Origin of the sequence: Sphingobacterium faecale (assembly GCF_016746095.1) — a bacterium.
In the GTDB taxonomy this organism is placed as follows: domain Bacteria; phylum Bacteroidota; class Bacteroidia; order Sphingobacteriales; family Sphingobacteriaceae; genus Sphingobacterium; species Sphingobacterium faecale.
In genome coordinates this window covers 218,364-234,934 of the sequence record NZ_JAERTY010000002.1, presented here as the reverse complement: position 1 = coordinate 234,934, position 16,571 = coordinate 218,364, and the positions used below count along the sequence as shown (strand labels likewise).

At 38.8% G+C, this 16,571-nt stretch carries 18 protein-coding genes; 6 read left to right on the top strand and 12 right to left on the bottom strand.

Going from position 1 to position 16,571, the window contains the following annotated elements; genetic code table 11:
• The first annotated feature begins 62 nt into the window (after window positions 1–62).
• Both JKG61_RS03990 and JKG61_RS03985 read left to right on the top strand, forming a co-directional pair.
• The gene (locus tag JKG61_RS03990; protein WP_202101702.1) at window positions 63–806 is read left to right on the top strand and encodes an SDR family NAD(P)-dependent oxidoreductase; all 744 of its coding nucleotides are present in this window, start codon (window positions 63–65) and stop codon (window positions 804–806) included.
• Window positions 807–838: 32 nt separating this feature from the next.
• The gene (locus JKG61_RS03985) at window positions 839–1,522 is read left to right on the top strand and encodes a phosphoribosylaminoimidazolesuccinocarboxamide synthase (protein ID WP_202101701.1); all 684 of its coding nucleotides are present in this window, start codon (window positions 839–841) and stop codon (window positions 1,520–1,522) included.
• A gap of 52 nt (window positions 1,523–1,574) precedes the next feature.
• On the opposite strand, the gene JKG61_RS03980 is transcribed toward JKG61_RS03985, so the two are convergent.
• The 3 genes from JKG61_RS03980 to arfB all read right to left on the bottom strand — a co-directional run bounded on the left by JKG61_RS03980 (window position 1,575) and on the right by arfB (window position 4,150).
• Window positions 1,575–3,218, bottom strand: coding sequence for a M56 family metallopeptidase (locus tag JKG61_RS03980; protein WP_202101700.1), 1,644 nt, complete (start codon window positions 3,216–3,218; stop codon window positions 1,575–1,577).
• A gap of 34 nt (window positions 3,219–3,252) precedes the next feature.
• Window positions 3,253–3,621 carry a BlaI/MecI/CopY family transcriptional regulator gene (locus JKG61_RS03975; RefSeq protein WP_202101699.1) on the bottom strand — a complete coding sequence of 123 codons (369 nt, stop codon included), beginning with the start codon at window positions 3,619–3,621 and terminating at the stop codon, window positions 3,253–3,255.
• Window positions 3,622–3,748: 127 nt separating this feature from the next.
• Complete coding sequence (gene arfB, locus JKG61_RS03970; RefSeq protein ID WP_449618961.1) at window positions 3,749–4,150, bottom strand: alternative ribosome rescue aminoacyl-tRNA hydrolase ArfB; 402 nt, start codon at window positions 4,148–4,150, stop codon at window positions 3,749–3,751.
• A 174-nt stretch (window positions 4,151–4,324) separates the two neighbouring features.
• Between arfB and bshA the strand changes: the two genes are divergently transcribed.
• The 4 genes from bshA to JKG61_RS03950 all read left to right on the top strand — a co-directional run bounded on the left by bshA (window position 4,325) and on the right by JKG61_RS03950 (window position 8,004).
• Window positions 4,325–5,458, top strand: a complete 1,134-nt coding sequence (gene bshA / locus JKG61_RS03965) for an N-acetyl-alpha-D-glucosaminyl L-malate synthase BshA (protein WP_202101697.1) — start codon at window positions 4,325–4,327, stop codon at window positions 5,456–5,458.
• Between the two features lie 143 nt (window positions 5,459–5,601).
• Window positions 5,602–6,306: a UMP kinase gene (pyrH, locus tag JKG61_RS03960; protein WP_021068832.1), complete on the top strand. Its 705-nt coding sequence runs from the start codon at window positions 5,602–5,604 to the stop codon at window positions 6,304–6,306.
• A gap of 18 nt (window positions 6,307–6,324) precedes the next feature.
• Window positions 6,325–6,888 (top strand): ribosome recycling factor, encoded by a 564-nt coding sequence (gene frr / locus JKG61_RS03955; RefSeq protein WP_202101696.1) that lies wholly within the window; start codon window positions 6,325–6,327, stop codon window positions 6,886–6,888.
• Window positions 6,889–7,020: 132 nt separating this feature from the next.
• Complete coding sequence (locus JKG61_RS03950) at window positions 7,021–8,004, top strand: sugar phosphate isomerase/epimerase family protein (RefSeq protein WP_202101695.1); 984 nt, start codon at window positions 7,021–7,023, stop codon at window positions 8,002–8,004.
• Between the two features lie 36 nt (window positions 8,005–8,040).
• On the opposite strand, the gene purE is transcribed toward JKG61_RS03950, so the two are convergent.
• From purE to JKG61_RS03905, 9 genes are all read right to left on the bottom strand, one after another.
• Entirely contained in the window at window positions 8,041–8,547 is a 507-nt protein-coding gene (gene purE, locus JKG61_RS03945) for a 5-(carboxyamino)imidazole ribonucleotide mutase (protein ID WP_202101694.1), read from the bottom strand.
• A 9-nt stretch (window positions 8,548–8,556) separates the two neighbouring features.
• On the bottom strand, window positions 8,557–9,699 hold the full coding sequence (locus JKG61_RS03940; protein ID WP_202101693.1) for a 5-(carboxyamino)imidazole ribonucleotide synthase: 1,143 nt from the start codon (window positions 9,697–9,699) through the stop codon (window positions 8,557–8,559).
• Between the two features lie 15 nt (window positions 9,700–9,714).
• Window positions 9,715–10,218, bottom strand: a complete 504-nt coding sequence (locus JKG61_RS03935) for an NADH-quinone oxidoreductase subunit B (RefSeq protein ID WP_202101692.1) — start codon at window positions 10,216–10,218, stop codon at window positions 9,715–9,717.
• The gene (locus JKG61_RS03930; RefSeq protein WP_202101691.1) at window positions 10,215–10,808 is read right to left on the bottom strand and encodes an NADH-quinone oxidoreductase subunit A; all 594 of its coding nucleotides are present in this window, start codon (window positions 10,806–10,808) and stop codon (window positions 10,215–10,217) included. The genes JKG61_RS03935 and JKG61_RS03930 overlap by 4 nt, the downstream gene beginning before the upstream one ends.
• A gap of 130 nt (window positions 10,809–10,938) precedes the next feature.
• Entirely contained in the window at window positions 10,939–12,282 is a 1,344-nt protein-coding gene (gene ffh, locus JKG61_RS03925) for a signal recognition particle protein (RefSeq protein WP_202101690.1), read from the bottom strand.
• 365 nt (window positions 12,283–12,647) lie between these two features.
• Window positions 12,648–13,334 (bottom strand): zinc metallopeptidase, encoded by a 687-nt coding sequence (locus JKG61_RS03920; RefSeq protein ID WP_202101689.1) that lies wholly within the window; start codon window positions 13,332–13,334, stop codon window positions 12,648–12,650.
• 313 nt (window positions 13,335–13,647) lie between these two features.
• Window positions 13,648–14,238 carry an RNA polymerase sigma factor gene (locus tag JKG61_RS03915; protein ID WP_202101688.1) on the bottom strand — a complete coding sequence of 197 codons (591 nt, stop codon included), beginning with the start codon at window positions 14,236–14,238 and terminating at the stop codon, window positions 13,648–13,650.
• 308 nt (window positions 14,239–14,546) lie between these two features.
• The gene (locus tag JKG61_RS03910) at window positions 14,547–15,818 is read right to left on the bottom strand and encodes a serine hydroxymethyltransferase (protein ID WP_202101687.1); all 1,272 of its coding nucleotides are present in this window, start codon (window positions 15,816–15,818) and stop codon (window positions 14,547–14,549) included.
• A gap of 164 nt (window positions 15,819–15,982) precedes the next feature.
• Entirely contained in the window at window positions 15,983–16,510 is a 528-nt protein-coding gene (locus JKG61_RS03905; RefSeq protein WP_202101686.1) for a DUF7935 family protein, read from the bottom strand.
• Window positions 16,511–16,571 lie beyond the last annotated feature (61 nt).

The following is a 16,571-nucleotide window of genomic DNA, read 5'->3' as shown; positions in this document are numbered from 1 at the left end:
TAATGGCTTCTCTTTTAAAAGATATTGGTTAACTTGTTAAAGACAGTAAAAATAAACACAAAATGAGACAGTTAGAAAACAAGGTCGCTATCGTAACTGGTGGTGCCTCAGGAATTGGAAAAGCCATTGCCGAAATTTTTATAAAGGAAGGTGCGAAAGTAATCATCTCCGACCTGAATGAAACAGCGGGAAATGATTTTATCAATAACTGTGAGGGGAACAATGCTATTTTTGTAAAAGCAGATTCGTCATTACCTAAAGACAATGAAAAGATTGTAGAGGCAGCAATAGCCAATTTTGGGGCCTTGCATGTTGCCGTCAACAACGCAGGAATTGGTGGCGAGTCTAATCCTGTAGGCGATCTTTCTATTGAAGGATGGGACAAGGTTATCGCAATTAACTTAAATGGTGTTTTTTACGGCATGCACTATCAACTTCCTGAAATCTCAAAGGTAGGTGGCAGTATTATCAACGTAGCCTCTATCCTTGGCGCTGTTGGCTTCATGAATTCAGCTGCATACGTTGCTGCAAAACACGGTGTAGTGGGGCTGACCAAAACGGCAGGTTGGGAATATGCGACGAAAGGAGTCCGCGTCAATGCTATTGGACCAGGCTTTATTGAGACGCCGTTGATTGATAATGCACTGGACCAGGATACCAAAACATATTTGGCCAGCCAGCATGCGTTTCAGCGTTTGGGCAAACCGGAGGAAGTAGCAGAATTAGCATTATGGCTAGCTACGGATAAATCTTCCTTTGTAACGGCATCATATTATCCAGTCGATGGCGGATATTTGGCAAAATAATACTAAATTGCGCGCTTAAAACTCAACCCGTCATGCAATTAATCTATAAAGGTAAGACTAAAGATGTCTATAATCTCGGCAATAGCCAATATTTATTAAAATTCAAAGATGACGTCACTGGCGAAAATGGCGTTTTCGATCCTGGGGCCAATACAGTAGGTCTAACTATCAATGGTGCTGGAAAGTCTGGACTCAAAATGACCAAATACTTTTATGAATTGCTAAATGATCTTAACATCCCTACGCACTTAATATCCGTTAATCTTGATGAAGTGAGTATGGTCGTAAAAGAAGCAGAAGTATTAGGAAAAGGATTAGAAGTCATTTGCAGATATAAAGCAGTTGGTAGTTTTTACAGACGCTATGCTGCTTATTGCCAAGAAGGCCAAGACCTAAATGGTTTCGTAGAGGTTACAATCAAAGATGATGAGCGTGGCGACCCCGTTATCTCTGAAGACGCTTTAGAAAATCTAGGTATCTTAACCCAAGACTTATATCAAGAATTAAAAGCTTTGACCGTGAAAATTTGTGATATCGTCAAAGCTGAACTAGCAAAAAAAGGATTAGACCTTTACGACATCAAATTAGAATTCGGTTACGATAAAACGAACAATCAAATCATCCTTATTGATGAGATTTCAGGAGGCAATATGCGAGTTTATAAAAATGGACAGTATATCGCTCCTCTAGATTTAGAAAAAGAATTCTTAGCATAACTTATTACGGGCACTATCTCCTTTGGAGATAGTGCCCGTAATTTTCATATAACTACATATTCGTTAAATCCAAACGAATTGGTAAACTGTACTCTACCCTAACCGTCCTCCCGTTTTGTACACCGACTTTCCACTTCGGTGATTTTTCCAAAAGTTCGACAGCAGCTTCACCAGTACCATATCCTAAGTCCTCTTCCGCTTTTATATTCGAGAGGCTCCCATCTTTCTCTACAATAAATTTTAACCTTATGGTACCCCTAACCCCTGCATCAATCGCGTCGGATGGATACTGATAATTATTTCCAATCCACTTTCTAAAAGCCGGCACACCCTCTGGGGGCTCAGGCATTTGCTCGGCCTCAATAAAAACAACATTTTTATCGGCCTCCGTTATTCCCATATTCGTCAAATCCAATCGTATAGGTAGCGTATACGCAACTCGCACTGCTTTACCATTTTGAACAGCTGGAGACCACTTAGCTGATTTATTAAGCATATCAAGAGCAGCCTTACCCGTACCATAGTCAAGATCTTGAACCACCTTAAGGTTACTCAACTGTCCATCTTTCTCAACAACAAAATAAATTAGTACTGTTCCCTTTATACCAGCATCTACCGCAGCTGTCGGATATTGATAGCTCTCCCCAATCCATTTACGATAAGCTACCATTCCTCCAGGAGGTTCAGGATTGATTTCAGCAGTTTCGAAAATAACATCATCATCAACTTGCCCCTGCGCATTAATCTTCTTCGAAGTATCCTGATCCATTGGGGCTAGAAGATTAGAGGTTTCTTCGTCCATTTCCGTAGAACCACCTAATATATCCTTAGGAAAAGTAACATCAGCCAATTGTGCCTCCACATCAGCTACTACCTCTTTGGCTCTACTTGTATTAAAAATCAATGTAGAACCAGCGATAATTAGTACCAAAGGGATACCTGCCAAATAAAACAACTTATTCCTGTTCGATGATTTATTCTTAAACAACATCATAATTCTCTTTTTTAAAAATGACTGATTCGAAAACTCATGGACCAGACTGTTTACGTCTGTTCGCATGGCGTTCGCAACCAACAATTCGGCATAAGCGACCTTATCTTCCGAACAAAGCTCATCAGCGATACACTCATGTTGAAATTTCAACTCCTTTCGAATAAGATAAACTATGGGGTTAAACCAATTAAACACACAAATAAGCTCTAACAATAATATATCATAGGAGTGTCCCTGTTCTACATGAACTTGTTCATGCCGATTTATTATCTGCTCATTCTGTACTTCTGCTCCCAAAAACACCCATTTAAAAAATGAAAAACTTACATAACGTTTTTCACTAATGAATGCCCGTTTGACCGTCCATAACCGGTATACCAAAGCTATTACTCCAAGGCTGACAGCAGTCCAATACAGAACCGTGAGCAAGTCCACCAAGCTGTAAGAAGTCTGTGCCACCGCCATGGGGATATACATCACATCCATGACCTCTATAAAATTGACTTGTGGAATGACTTCATCCTCCGCTATTAAACTCGAGATGTCAATGAATAATCCTATAGGTATAAGGATCGCTAATACCACAATTCCTAATAAATACAGTCTATTCCACTGAAAGAACGTCAACTTTCGAAAACAAATATGATATAGGCCAAAACCTATCGTCAAGGCGATATTAACCAGAAGTAAGTAAACCATCATTAGTTAAGTTTATAATCAAGCAATAGATAGCTTGCTATTTGTGTCTATTGATTATTGCCAATATTTCATCTAATTCTTTTACATCCAACTTGTTTTCCTCCAGAAAAAAAGAAAGCATTCTTTTGGGCGAATTATCAAAATAACTATTCAATAATTTGTCTGCGACAACTTTCTTATACTCTTCTTTGGGGATTGTCGGAATATACCTATGGCTCTTACCGAAAGCCTCGTGACTTACAAAACCCTTGGTCTGTAAAATCCTTATAATCGTGGATACTGTATTGTATGCAGGCTTAGGCTCAGGAAGTTTATCTATGACATCCTTAACAAATCCCCCTTCCATATCCCACAGCTCCTGCATGATTTGCTCCTCTGCCTTTGTAAGTTCTTTAATCTCGTCCATAATACTGTTTATTAAAATAAGGCACGTCTGCCGATAATCGATTACAGAACGAATATATAACTAAAAACTTAGTTTTAAAACTATTTTTTTAGTTATCAATAAAAAAAGACGAATAAGCGCTATCAAATCAATCCATTCGCCATCGGCGATTCGTTTTTTTATCGGAAAGTTTACTCTTGCGTTCTAGCCTTGCAAGCACTCTTGATCGTGGTATTTTGGTAGGGATACGCTTTTTTGTAGGTGTCAGCGCTTTTAAGAGTAGATCGTACAATCGTTCAACAGCAATCTCTTTGTTCGTCAACTGACTCCTACTTTCGGAAACATCCAATTGTAACAAACCTTGTGATTGAATACGGTGGGACAATTTTCCTTTTACAATATCTTTCTGTACTGCCGAAAGCAATAAAGAGTTTTGTACATCCCATAACAGGGAGACTTTAGTTTCTACCTTATTGACATTCTGTCCTCCTGCACCACCAGAACGTGATGTTCTAAAAGTAACCTCTCTTTTTAAATCCTCTAACTGAATAGTCATCCGATAAACTTTACGATTTTATTGCAAAACGATTGTAAAACGTTATTTAAATTTGAATGTTATAAATATAAACAAAACTTCATGAAACCATCATGAGTAAACCACGTGCTAAACACACGTCTGATACACTCCTGATAGCTTCGTCACGTTAAACTAAAGAGAAAATTGATGAAAATAGGAATAGTTTGTTACCCCACATTTGGTGGTTCAGGAGTAGTTGCTACAGAATTAGGGAAAGGGCTTGCTTCCGAAGGGCACCAAGTACATTTCATTACCTACAGCCAACCAGCACGTTTAGATTTTTTCTCAGAAAACCTGTTTTACCATGAGGTTGCTGTATCTCAATATCCGCTTTTCGATTTTCCTCCATATGAATCGGCACTCGCCAGCAAACTTGTCGATGTGGTTCGTTTCGAAAAACTGGATGTGCTACATGTTCATTATGCAATTCCACATGCTTCAGCAGCCTACTTGGCCAAACAGATACTACGTAGCTATGGCATCGATATTCCCGTAGTTACGACATTACACGGTACGGACATCACCTTAGTAGGCAAAGATAAAAGTTTCAAACCGGTAGTTCAATTCTCTATCAATGAATCAGATGGCGTCACTACTGTATCCGAAAGTCTAAAAAAGCAAACCTTAGAATTTTTTGATATCACGACAGATATTGAAGTTATCCCCAACTTTATTGACCTCGATAGATTCTACAATAAAAAGAGAGAACACTTCAAAAAAGCTATAGCACCAGACGACGAGCGTATCATGATACATACGTCAAATTTTAGAAAAGTTAAAAACACAATGGATGTGGTACGTATATTCTATCAGGTAAACCAGAAAATCCCGAGCAAACTATTGATGGTAGGCGATGGTCCGGAACGTACCAATGCCGAGGAGCTCTCCCGTCAACTGGGGATTTCCAATTGTGTACGTTTCCTCGGAAAGCAAGATGCTATCGAGGAAATCCTATCCGTTTCTGATCTATTCATTATGCCTTCTTCGTCTGAAAGTTTTGGACTTGCTGCTTTAGAAGCTATGGCCTGTAGTGTACCTGTCATTTCTTCCAACACAGGTGGCCTGCCCGAACTTAATGTTAACGGAGTAACCGGTTTTTTAAGCGATATAGGAGATGTCGATGATATGGCAAAAAATGCCATCTACATTCTAGAAGATTGTGCCCGTCTTGGAGAATTTAAAAAAGCGGCATATGCCCGTGCGAAAGACTTTGATATTAAGCAGATCTTACCCGTATATGAGAGATATTACCAAAAGGCAATTAACAAGGTTAAAAAGTAATCTTGATTCTAAATAATACTGTTTTTTTATCAGCTATAAGGACATGCACCTATAGAAAAAAGAAAACAAATCATTTTAAGTCCCTAATAGGCGGAAAAAAAATTATATCTTTGACTTTTGGAAGTATTCCAAAAAAATCAAGCATGAAATATAAACGTATCCTACTAAAACTCAGCGGTGAAGCTCTAATGGGAGAGCAGAATTATGGTATTGACATCAATAGAGTAGCTCAATATGCCAGTGACATTAAAGAAATTCATGAACAAGGTTTAGAAATTGCTATTGTCATTGGAGGTGGAAATATCTACAGAGGGCTGAGCGCGGAAAAAGCAGGGATGGACAGAGTTCAAGCGGACTATATGGGTATGTTGGCGACAGTGATCAATAGTATGGCGCTACAGGATGCCTTAGAAAAAGTAGGCTTAAAAACGAGATTACTTACAGCTATCAAAATGGAACAAATCTGTGAACCATTTATCCGTAGAAGAGCCGTCAGACATTTGGAGAAGGGCAGAATTGTAATCTTCGGTGCAGGTACTGGCAATCCATACTTTACAACAGATACCGCGGCTTCGCTAAGGGCTATTGAAATCAATGCAGACGCCGTATTAAAAGGAACCCGTGTAGATGGCATTTATTCCGCAGATCCAGAGAAAGATCCTAATGCAACTCGCTTTGACAATATTTCTTTCACGGAGGTCTATCAAAAGGGATTGAATGTAATGGATATGACGGCCTTTACGTTATGTCAAGAAAACAACCTCCCAATTATAGTTTTTGACATGAATAAACCAGGTAACCTGAAAAAACTAGCAGAAGGAGAGCACATTGGAACTGTCGTTAGCTAAAAACAAAACTACAAACATATGAACGAACTGATATCTATAGAATTGGATGACTGCAAAGAGAAAATGAAGAAAGCCGTGCAGCATGCCGAATCAGAACTCACAAAAATTCGCGCAGGAAAGGCTACGCCATCTATGTTGGATGGAATCCATGTAGACTACTACGGATCTTCAACTGCGCTTTCTCAAGTTAGTAACATCAATACTACGGACGCTCGTACCATCGTAATCCAACCTTGGGAGAAAAACATGTTAGGTCCAATTGAAAAGGCGATTATAGATTCGAACATCGGCTTAAATCCACAAAACGATGGCTCTATTATACGTTTGGTTGTGCCCCCTCTAACTGAGGAGAGAAGACGTGATCTTGTAAAAAAGGCAAAAGAAGAAGCTGAAAAAGGACGCGTAACAGTACGAAACATCCGTAAAGACACAAATGAATCCATCAAAAAATTAAAAAATGATGGTGCATCTGAAGATGAAATTAAAATTGGTGAAGCCGAAGTTCAAAAATTGACAGACAACTATATTGTAAAAGTTGATCAGCTGGCGGAACTTAAAGAAAAAGATATTATGACTGTATAGTCTTTATATCCTAATAACATTAAAGCCATCTTACCGATGGCTTTTTTTGTATCTCCCCCTATCATTCCTTGAACTTTCATTCGTATTTGTCAATTGCATTTCCTAAATTTATTACACTGTAAAACTTAAACTATGAAGACTACGAGACGCAACTTTATAAAAAAAACAGGTTTTGGGTTAGCCGGAGCATATTTCGGATCCTCACTCCTCCAGGCATGTACTGTGAGTAAACAAAAAGGAGATGGCCCCTTCGCCAATATAGGTCTACAGATATATTCACTACGTGATTTATTGATCCAAGATCCTAAACTGACTTTACAAACGGTTGCTAAAATAGGTTATAGTCACATCGAAACTTTTGGCATTGATCTCACCAACAATACTTTTTGGGGCCTTAGCATCCCTGAACTCAAGAAAATAATGGCAGATACAGACCTAAAAACCTATAGCGGTCACTATGATATGAGTAAATATTTAAGTCGACATCATACGGTAGATAAAGAAGATATTGAAAAATATATAGAGACCGCTCATGAACTTGGTCAGAAATACGTTATAGCCCCAGTTACTCCAATGGAAGATCTTAATAATTTAACAGTAGAAGATTATCAATATGCCGCAGAACAATTAAACAAAGCAGGAGAATTAGCTAAGAAAGCTGGTATTAATATAGGGTATCACAATCACTTTTGGGAATTTAGAAATTTTGCCAATGGGACAAAAGGACTAGATATCATGATTGCTTTTACAGAACCAGAACTAGTCTCTTTTGAATTGGATATATATTGGATCGAAAAATCGGGGCTGAATCCTCAATCTTATTTTCAAAAGTATCCTGGCCGTTTTCCAATGTGGCATATAAAAGATATGGACAAGAACTATGCAGAGCCAATAGTAGGAAAAGACTTTGACAGCTTACCATTCGACTCTATACAAAACCAAGTCCGTTTCACAGAAGTGGGAAGTGGACACATTGACTATATCAATATTGTGCAGGGTGCTAAACAAGCAGGATTGGAATTTGCATTTGTAGAACAGGATGACATTTATCTGCCCAACAAATTTGAAAGTGTCAAAAAGAGTTATGAATATGTTCAGAAATTCCTAACAAAGTGATTAAAAACAAAGGGCTATAAATATAGCCCTTTGTTTTTAAAACTTCATAGCCTCTACCTCTGAGGCTGTCTCTTCTACTTTATCTTTTAAGATCTTCTTAAAAGCCAATAGGTTTTCAGCTATTTCGGGATCATGTGTTGCGATAATCTGAGCAGCCAATATTCCAGCATTTTTTGCTGCATTCAAAGCCACTGTAGCAACAGGGATACCGTTAGGCATCTGTAAGATGGAAAGTACAGAATCCCAACCGTCTATAGAATTAGACGATTTTACAGGAACCCCGATTACTGGCAGATGTGTTATCGACGCTACCATCCCTGGAAGATGCGCTGCGCCGCCCGCTCCGGCAATAATGACTTTGATGCCTCTAGCTGCAGCCTCTTCCGCATATGAAAACATACGATGTGGAGTACGATGTGCTGACACAATCGTTACTTCAAACCCAACACCTAACTCTTTCAACACTTCTACTGCATCTTGCATAACAGGGAGATCAGACTTACTCCCCATGATAATTCCTACTTGAATTGATTGTACGTTCATTATTTCTATTTATGCTATTACTTTCAATATTTCCTGTACATTACGAGCATTACTTATAGCGATCTCCCGATCTACATTTACAATACAAACATGCCCCATCTTACGGAAAGGCTTTGTATATTTCTTACCATAAAGATGCAGATATACTCCTTCCATAGCCAGGATTTCTTCAATGCCCTCATATTTAGCCAGGCCTTCATACCCTTCCTCTCCCAACAAATTGATCATTACAGCATTTGAACGCGCTTCTGTATTTCCAAGAGGCAGATTGAATATCGCCCTAAGGTGTTGACCAAACTGTGATGTAAAATTACCTTCGATAGTCTGATGTCCAGAATTATGAGGCCTTGGAGCCAGTTCATTGACTAAAATATCGCCTTCCTCTGTCAAAAACATTTCAACAGCCAAAAGTCCGACAATCTGCAGGTCATTCGCTATTTTTTTAGCCAATTCTTCAGCCTTCTGCTGTATCTCAAAACTATAAGTCGATGGCGAGATTAAAAATTCCACCAGATTAGCTTGTGGATTGAACTCCATTTCTACCATAGGAAAAGTTTTCACTTCGCCACGGTCATTACGTGCTACAATAACGGCTATCTCTTTCTGAAAACGTACGATCTCTTCAATTATACTCGGCTCTTCAAAAGCCGCTAACAGATCATTTTCTGTGTGAATCATCTTAACACCTTTACCATCATATCCATCTTTACGGAGCTTCTGTACATAAGGTAACGAAAGATTGGCATTGCGAAGAGACTCCTTATTCGAAATAAATTGAAAAGCCGAGGTAGGAATATCATTCTGCTTGAAGAATTGCTTCTGCAACCCCTTGTCCTGAATCAAACGAATTACGCGTGATTGCGGATACACCATCACTCCTTTGTCTTCCAATGCTTCCAAAGCATCAACATTCACTTTCTCAATCTCTATAGTAATCATGTCTAGGTCTTTTCCAAAATTAAAGACCGTATCATAATCACTTAGCGATCCACATTCAAAATGATCACACAGTTTACGGCAAGGTGCATTTTTATCTGGATCTAGCACATGCACATTTACATTATAACTTATTGCTTCTTGAATTAGCATACGTCCTAACTGACCACCGCCAAGAATTCCTAATTGCAACTCACCATAAAAATCTTTTCCCATAATTCATTTATATGCTCAAACAACTTCTTCAAAGTACTTCTGATGAAGAATATGCTCTTTTTCTATCTTTTTTTGTAACTCTAAAAATGCACCAATAAGTGCCTCTGGCCGTGGAGGACATCCCTGAACATAAATATCCACCGGAATAATTTTATCAACCCCTTTCACAACATGATAACCATGCTGCCAATAGGGACCACCACAATTCGAGCAAGACCCCATCGAAATCACATAACGAGGTTCCGGCATTTGTTCATACAGTCTCTTAATTCGATCTGCCATTTTAAAAGTAACCGTTCCCGCAATAATCATTACATCCGATTGCCTCGGCGAAGGACGTGGAAACACCCCCAAACGATCAAGGTCATAAGTCGCTGCCATCGCTCCCATCATCTCAATAGCGCAACAAGCAATACCAAAACTGACAGGCCACATCGAAGACAATCTTGCCCAATTCAATAGATCATCTATCTTTGCAACAATAACACCGTCAGACCTTAACTGTTCTTCTATATTCATGACTTCTTGAATTTAGGTTTAAATCCAATGGACGGCTTAACTACATTTGTTTCAGCAGTATCATTATACTTCTCATCAACTATGGCTTTACTCTCCCGATAATCTCTAACAGCATAAACTGCATTGTTTAAATGTTCATACGCTTCTCTTGGTATATTCACACCAACAGTAGGTTTTATATGATTTGGCTTAATCCAATTGAGATCCCCTCTAGACCAGACATAGACCAGCCCGACGATTAGAATCGCTAAAAAGATAGCCATTTCTATCATAGTAAACCATCCCCATCGCTCGTCAGCAGTAATCAGTGCCTCATTTCCAAATATCACCGACCAAGGGAAAATAAAGATAAGTTCGACGTCAAAAAGCAAAAACACAAGTGCGATAACATAGAATCTTGGGTTAAATTGAACCCAAGCAGTCCCAATGGTTTCTTCACCACACTCATATGTACTCTCTTTGATGGAATTTGGTTTGTGGGGAGCGATTAATTTGGCTAGAAAAATCGTAACACCTACTAACAGAGCACCAATAATCCCCATAAGGAGAATGTATCCATAAACTGACAGTTGGGTGGGATGATCGTCCATAAACGCAAAATTAACAATAAATTCTATTCTTTCTAAAAATAAGCATCAAATTTCGATCTAAAAGCAAACGGAGGCTCAAGTAAAAAACATACTTGAGCCTCCGCTTCTCTATTTTTCTTATTGTTTCTTCTTAGAACGGTTTACCCGGCATTTTCGGCATATTACGCATCATTTTCGCTGCCATAGCCGGATTAGACATCTGCTTCATCACTTTCCGCATATCCATAAACTGCTTCAGCAACTTATTAACCTCATTAATATCAGTACCAGATCCCTTAGCGATACGCATTCTTCTTTTTTGATCGATCGCGTCTGGATTCTCTCGTTCAAAAGGTGTCATCGAATCGATGATAGCTTCAATCGGTTTGAATGCATCATCTTCAATCTCCACATCTTTAAGCGCTTTACCAGCACCTGGAATCATACCGATCAAATCCTTCATATTACCCATTTTCTTGATCTGTTGAATCTGGGATCTAAAATCATTGAAATCAAACTTATTTTTGCGAATCTTTTTTTGAAGTTCGGCTGCTTGTTTCTCGTCAAATTGTTGTTGTGCGCGCTCGACTAAGGACACTACGTCACCCATCCCTAAAATCCGGGATGCCATACGATCTGGATAGAAAACATCCAAAGCATCCATCTTCTCCCCTGTACCGATAAATTTGATAGGCTTGTTTACAACTGACTTTATAGACAATGCAGCACCGCCACGTGTATCACCATCCAATTTCGTCAATACGACACCGGTAAAGTCTAAACGATCATTGAAAGTTTTTGCTGTATTAACCGCATCCTGTCCAGTCATAGCATCTACTACGAATAAAATCTCATTCGGCTGTGTTGCATCCTTTACAGCAGTAATTTCTGTCATTAATGCCTCATCGATAGCTAGACGTCCTGCTGTATCGATAATAATCACATTATTACCATTTTTCTTTCCCTCTTCCACACCTGCTTTGGCTATAGCAATAGGATCGGTAGAGTTTCTATCCGTATATACCGGTACCCCTACCTGCTCAGCTAAGACCTCCAGTTGATCGATTGCCGCTGGACGATATACGTCACCTGCGACCAAAAGAGGCTTTTTACCTTTCTTATCTTTCAAAAAACTAGCCAGTTTACCTGTAAAAGTAGTTTTACCGGCACCATTCAAACCTGCGATAAGAATAACCGTTGGATTTTTCACCAAATCCAACTCAGTCACGGAGCCCCCCATGAGATTAGTCAGCTCATCATTCATGATCTTGGTAAGCAACTGCCCCGGAGAAATGCTACTTAACACATTTTCGCCTAAAGCCTTTTGCTTCACATCATCCGTAAACGTCTTTGCCGTTTTATAATTCACATCGGCATCCAATAATGCTTTGCGAATTTCCTTCATCGTCTCAGCGACGTTTATTTCGGTAATATTTCCCTGACCTTTTAATACCTTAAAGGCTCTATCTAACTTATCCTGAAGATTTGAAAACATAGTTAATTTTTTGAAATTCTTATGCTAAGTTGCAAAGTTAATAATATTTTGCTTTTTCTCAACTTATCCTACGTACGGAAATATCATCTTCTTTACAAATTGATACTTCCACTACCTCGTAAATCTAGGGGAACATGTTTTGAGCTATATAATAGGTTATAAGGATATTATTCGGACTTAACAGGGACTTTATTCGGACTTTGTTCGGAATAAAGCGAATAAAACACGAAGCATCTCCCTTTAATATTCGTTTATTATACATATAAAATAATAACCACTCACCTAGTTGATAATTATCAGGGGCACAACAAAAAAGCCGAAGCAGTAAAACTACCTCGGCCTATAATACTATATATTCTCTTTTCTTAGTCCCTCCGGCCTAAAAGAATCGAAGCGTAATAAAGCAAAGTAACAAGTGCAGACAAAGCGGCAATCACATAAGTCATGGCAGCCCATTTCAAAGCATCTTTAGCACCATCATGCTCCTCTAAATCATGCGTTACATTGGCTCTTTCTAACCAGACCAAAGCGCGCTTAGAAGCATCAAACTCTACTGGCAACGTAATAAAACTAAACACCGTAGTCACAGCTAAGGCCGCTACCCCAATCTGCAATAAAAGGTAGCTCTGTGAAAACACAGCCAACATGACACCAATCATCAAAGTAAAAGAAACAATCTTTGATGAAAAGTTAACAATTGGCACCATTGATGAGCGAAATTGCAACCAGGAGTAAGCAGTTGCATGCTGTACAGCATGGCCGCACTCGTGTGCAGCTACAGCAGCTGCCGCCACACTACGCCCATGGTATACTTCTGGGCTTAAATTGACCGTCCTATCCGATGGGTTATAATGGTCAGTGAGCTGGCCTTCCACCGACACAACATTGACATCGTAAATATTATTATCATGAAGCATCTTTTGTGCAATCTCCGCCCCAGACATTCCAGAGGTCAAGGGCATCTCCGAATACTTTTTAAACTTATTTTTAAATCTTGTCTGGACAATCATGCTGACAATCCCAATAAAAATCAATAAAATCCAAATTCCCATATTTTTTTATTTAAATTTCAATTACCATTATGTATTTCTTACTATCAAAACCAATTCCAAAGGTTTCACAGCAACAAATAAACATAAATTCCCTGTCATTTTGACAACAATTAAGACTTCAAAACTCACATTTCCGTCAAAAACACCTTAAGAACCTGGCAGCGCTTCTACCAAAACGTAGACAGTTCTAAAAAACATGGCAAATGAAAGATGGGCTTTGGCTATAAGCCCAAAGCCCATCAAACACATCTATGCTTAACCCCACATAAATCCTTGAATCCATATAGTTTTTTTTATAGCAGAGGTAGGGAACCTAATTAAACTGAAACGTCATATTATGATCCTCAATCATCTTGCGCAAATTACTCAGGGCATAACGCATACGCCCCAAGGCTGTATTGATACTCACTTCGGTGATCTCAGCGATATCTTTAAAACTCATATCGCAGAAATGACGCATGATCAATACTTCCTTTTGATCATCAGGAAGGAGCTGTATCAACTTTTTCAAATCTACATCTACCTGATTACGCACGAGTTTAGATTCCGCATTATCATCGGCGAAATTAAGCACTTCAAAAATATCATAACCATCACCATTAACTACCGAAGGGCCCCTTTTTTCTTTACGAAAATGATCGATAACCATGTTATGGGCAATACGAATCACCCAAGGTAAAAACTTACCTTCCTCATTATAACGACCAGCCTTAATAGTATTGATTACCTTAATAAAGGTTTCCTGAAAAATATCCTCTGCAAGGAACTCATCCTTAACGCGAACAAAAATAGAAGTATATATCTTAGTCTTGTATCGATCTATCAACAATTTCAATCCCATCTCATCGCCTTCAATGTAGGCACGGATTAACTCTTGATCTGTTTTGCTTTTCAATAGTTTCATAATAATTCCCCTAATATTTATAAGTATAGAGCATGTAAGCAATTCATTTTTAGAGTAACCGTGTTTCGATAGGCTTTAATTTTAATTGTTTTAAATCTTATTATTTAACCCAAAGTAGCTGAAAAAAATTGATCTTTCAAATTAACCACTTGACTTTTAACATTAATTCACAGTTATCTAATTACAATAACTATACCATAACAATGCACAGTAGAGAGATGATTAATCTAACCACGACACATTCAAAAAAATAAACAAGAAAGCCCCGAAACTACTTTCGGGGCCTTATCTCAAGATGATGAAAATTCTTATTTGTAAAGAGGAAACCGAGCCATCATAGCTTTCACTTTGTCATGAATCTTTGCTAATTGCCCTTCATTTCCACGGTTTTGCAACGCCTCATCAATTAATTCACCAATCTGTACCATCTCGGCCTCTTTCACGCCTCGACTTGTAATTGCAGCTGTTCCGAAACGAACTCCTGAAGTTACAAAAGGTGAGCGTGTATCAAACGGAACCATGTTCTTATTCGTTGTAATACCAGCCAGCCCTAATACTGCCTCCGCTTCCTTACCGGAAATATCTTTGTTACGCAAGTCAACTAACATCAAGTGGTTATCTGTCCCACCAGAGATAATCTTATAATCGCGATCCACAAAAAACTTAGCTAGAGCCTGTGCATTGCTCTGTACCTGCTTTATGTATGTCAGATAGTCATCCGTCAAAGCTTCACCGTAAGCAATTGCTTTTGCAGCAATAGTATGTTCCAAAGGACCTCCTTGAGTACCTGGGAATACCGCCAAATCCAATAATTGTGTGATGGTACGAATCTCTCCTTTTGGTGTCTTGATACCCCAAGGGTTTTCGAAATCTTTGCCCACCATAATCATGCCTCCGCGAGGGCCACGCAATGTTTTGTGCGTAGTGGTCGTTACGATATGACAGTGAGGAAGAGGATCGTTCAACAATCCTTTAGCAATCAAACCTGCTGGGTGAGAAATATCGGCCAACACTATAGCTCCTATCTCATCTGCTACCTTACGGATACGTGCGTAATCCCAATCACGCGAATAAGCAGAGGCTCCACAGATAATCATCTTTGGTTTTTCACGGAGTGCAGTTTCCTCTAATTGCTCATAATCGATCAAGCCAGTATCCTCTTTCACACCGTAAAACACCGGTTGATAGATTTTTCCCGAAAGATTGGCTGGAGAACCATGTGTCAAGTGTCCTCCATGAGACAAGTCAAGACCTAAAATCTTATCTCCTGGCTTAATCGTTGCCAGAAAAACAGCTGCATTAGCTTGAGCACCGGAGTGAGGTTGAACATTCACCCATTCCGCACCAAAAAGTTTTTTAGCACGTTCGATAGCGATTGTCTCTATTTCATCGACAACTTCGCATCCACCATAATAACGTTTTCCCGGAAGTCCTTCAGCATATTTATTGGTCAATACAGAACCTGCTGCTTCCATTACTTGTTTGCTCACAAAGTTCTCTGACGCGATTAATTCAATGCCTTCTTCCTGGCGTTTTAGCTCATCTGCGATTAGATTAAAGATAGCTTGATCTCTTTCCATTCTTGTGTATATTATTGTTGGGGTATTAGAATAATTTATTTTTGTCGCAAATATACGATTATCTTATCTTTTAAAGGAATTCTTTACCGTATCTTTTATAGAACAAAATGTATTTTAAATATTTATCAATATAAACAGTGTTCCAATACACAAAAAGCACAATACTAGTCTATAAGCTCTTTCTTCAGCAATGTCTGTGCTGCCTCATAAGGGTTTATATCCAGCCCTTTCATATGCTTTAGCACAGCTTCCACATAGCTATCGATAAGACTATCCTCATTCAATCCTTTTCCGGCATTGCGCAACAAGTCCATCGTATTATCCTTGAGGTCTTTTACGATTGTCCAGGCAGCATCCGAAACATACAATTGCTGCGTAAAGTTATGCTGAAACTCAGATTCAATATCAGCAAGAACAGCTTGCTTGAACTGCCCTGCTGTAATTCCAGCTACATGATGCCTGATCATAACTTGCTCTGGAGACAATCGATGCACAAATAGTAATAGCCTTTCATAAGCTGCAAATTGCAGTTGCCTCTTGTCTTTCACGAATTCTCTATTTTGGGCGATACTCCCCATTTTAAAAAAATGGTTCTCTATTTTTGGCCAAATAATGTAGAAAGCTAATACCAAAGCGCTAAACACGCCAAACGTTAAAACAAAAAGTTCTTTAAAAAATTCAATATACTCCATTCTTAAGTCTTGTTTATATAGTGTCAAAAAAAAACACACCATCTTATTTCGGCTAAAAATA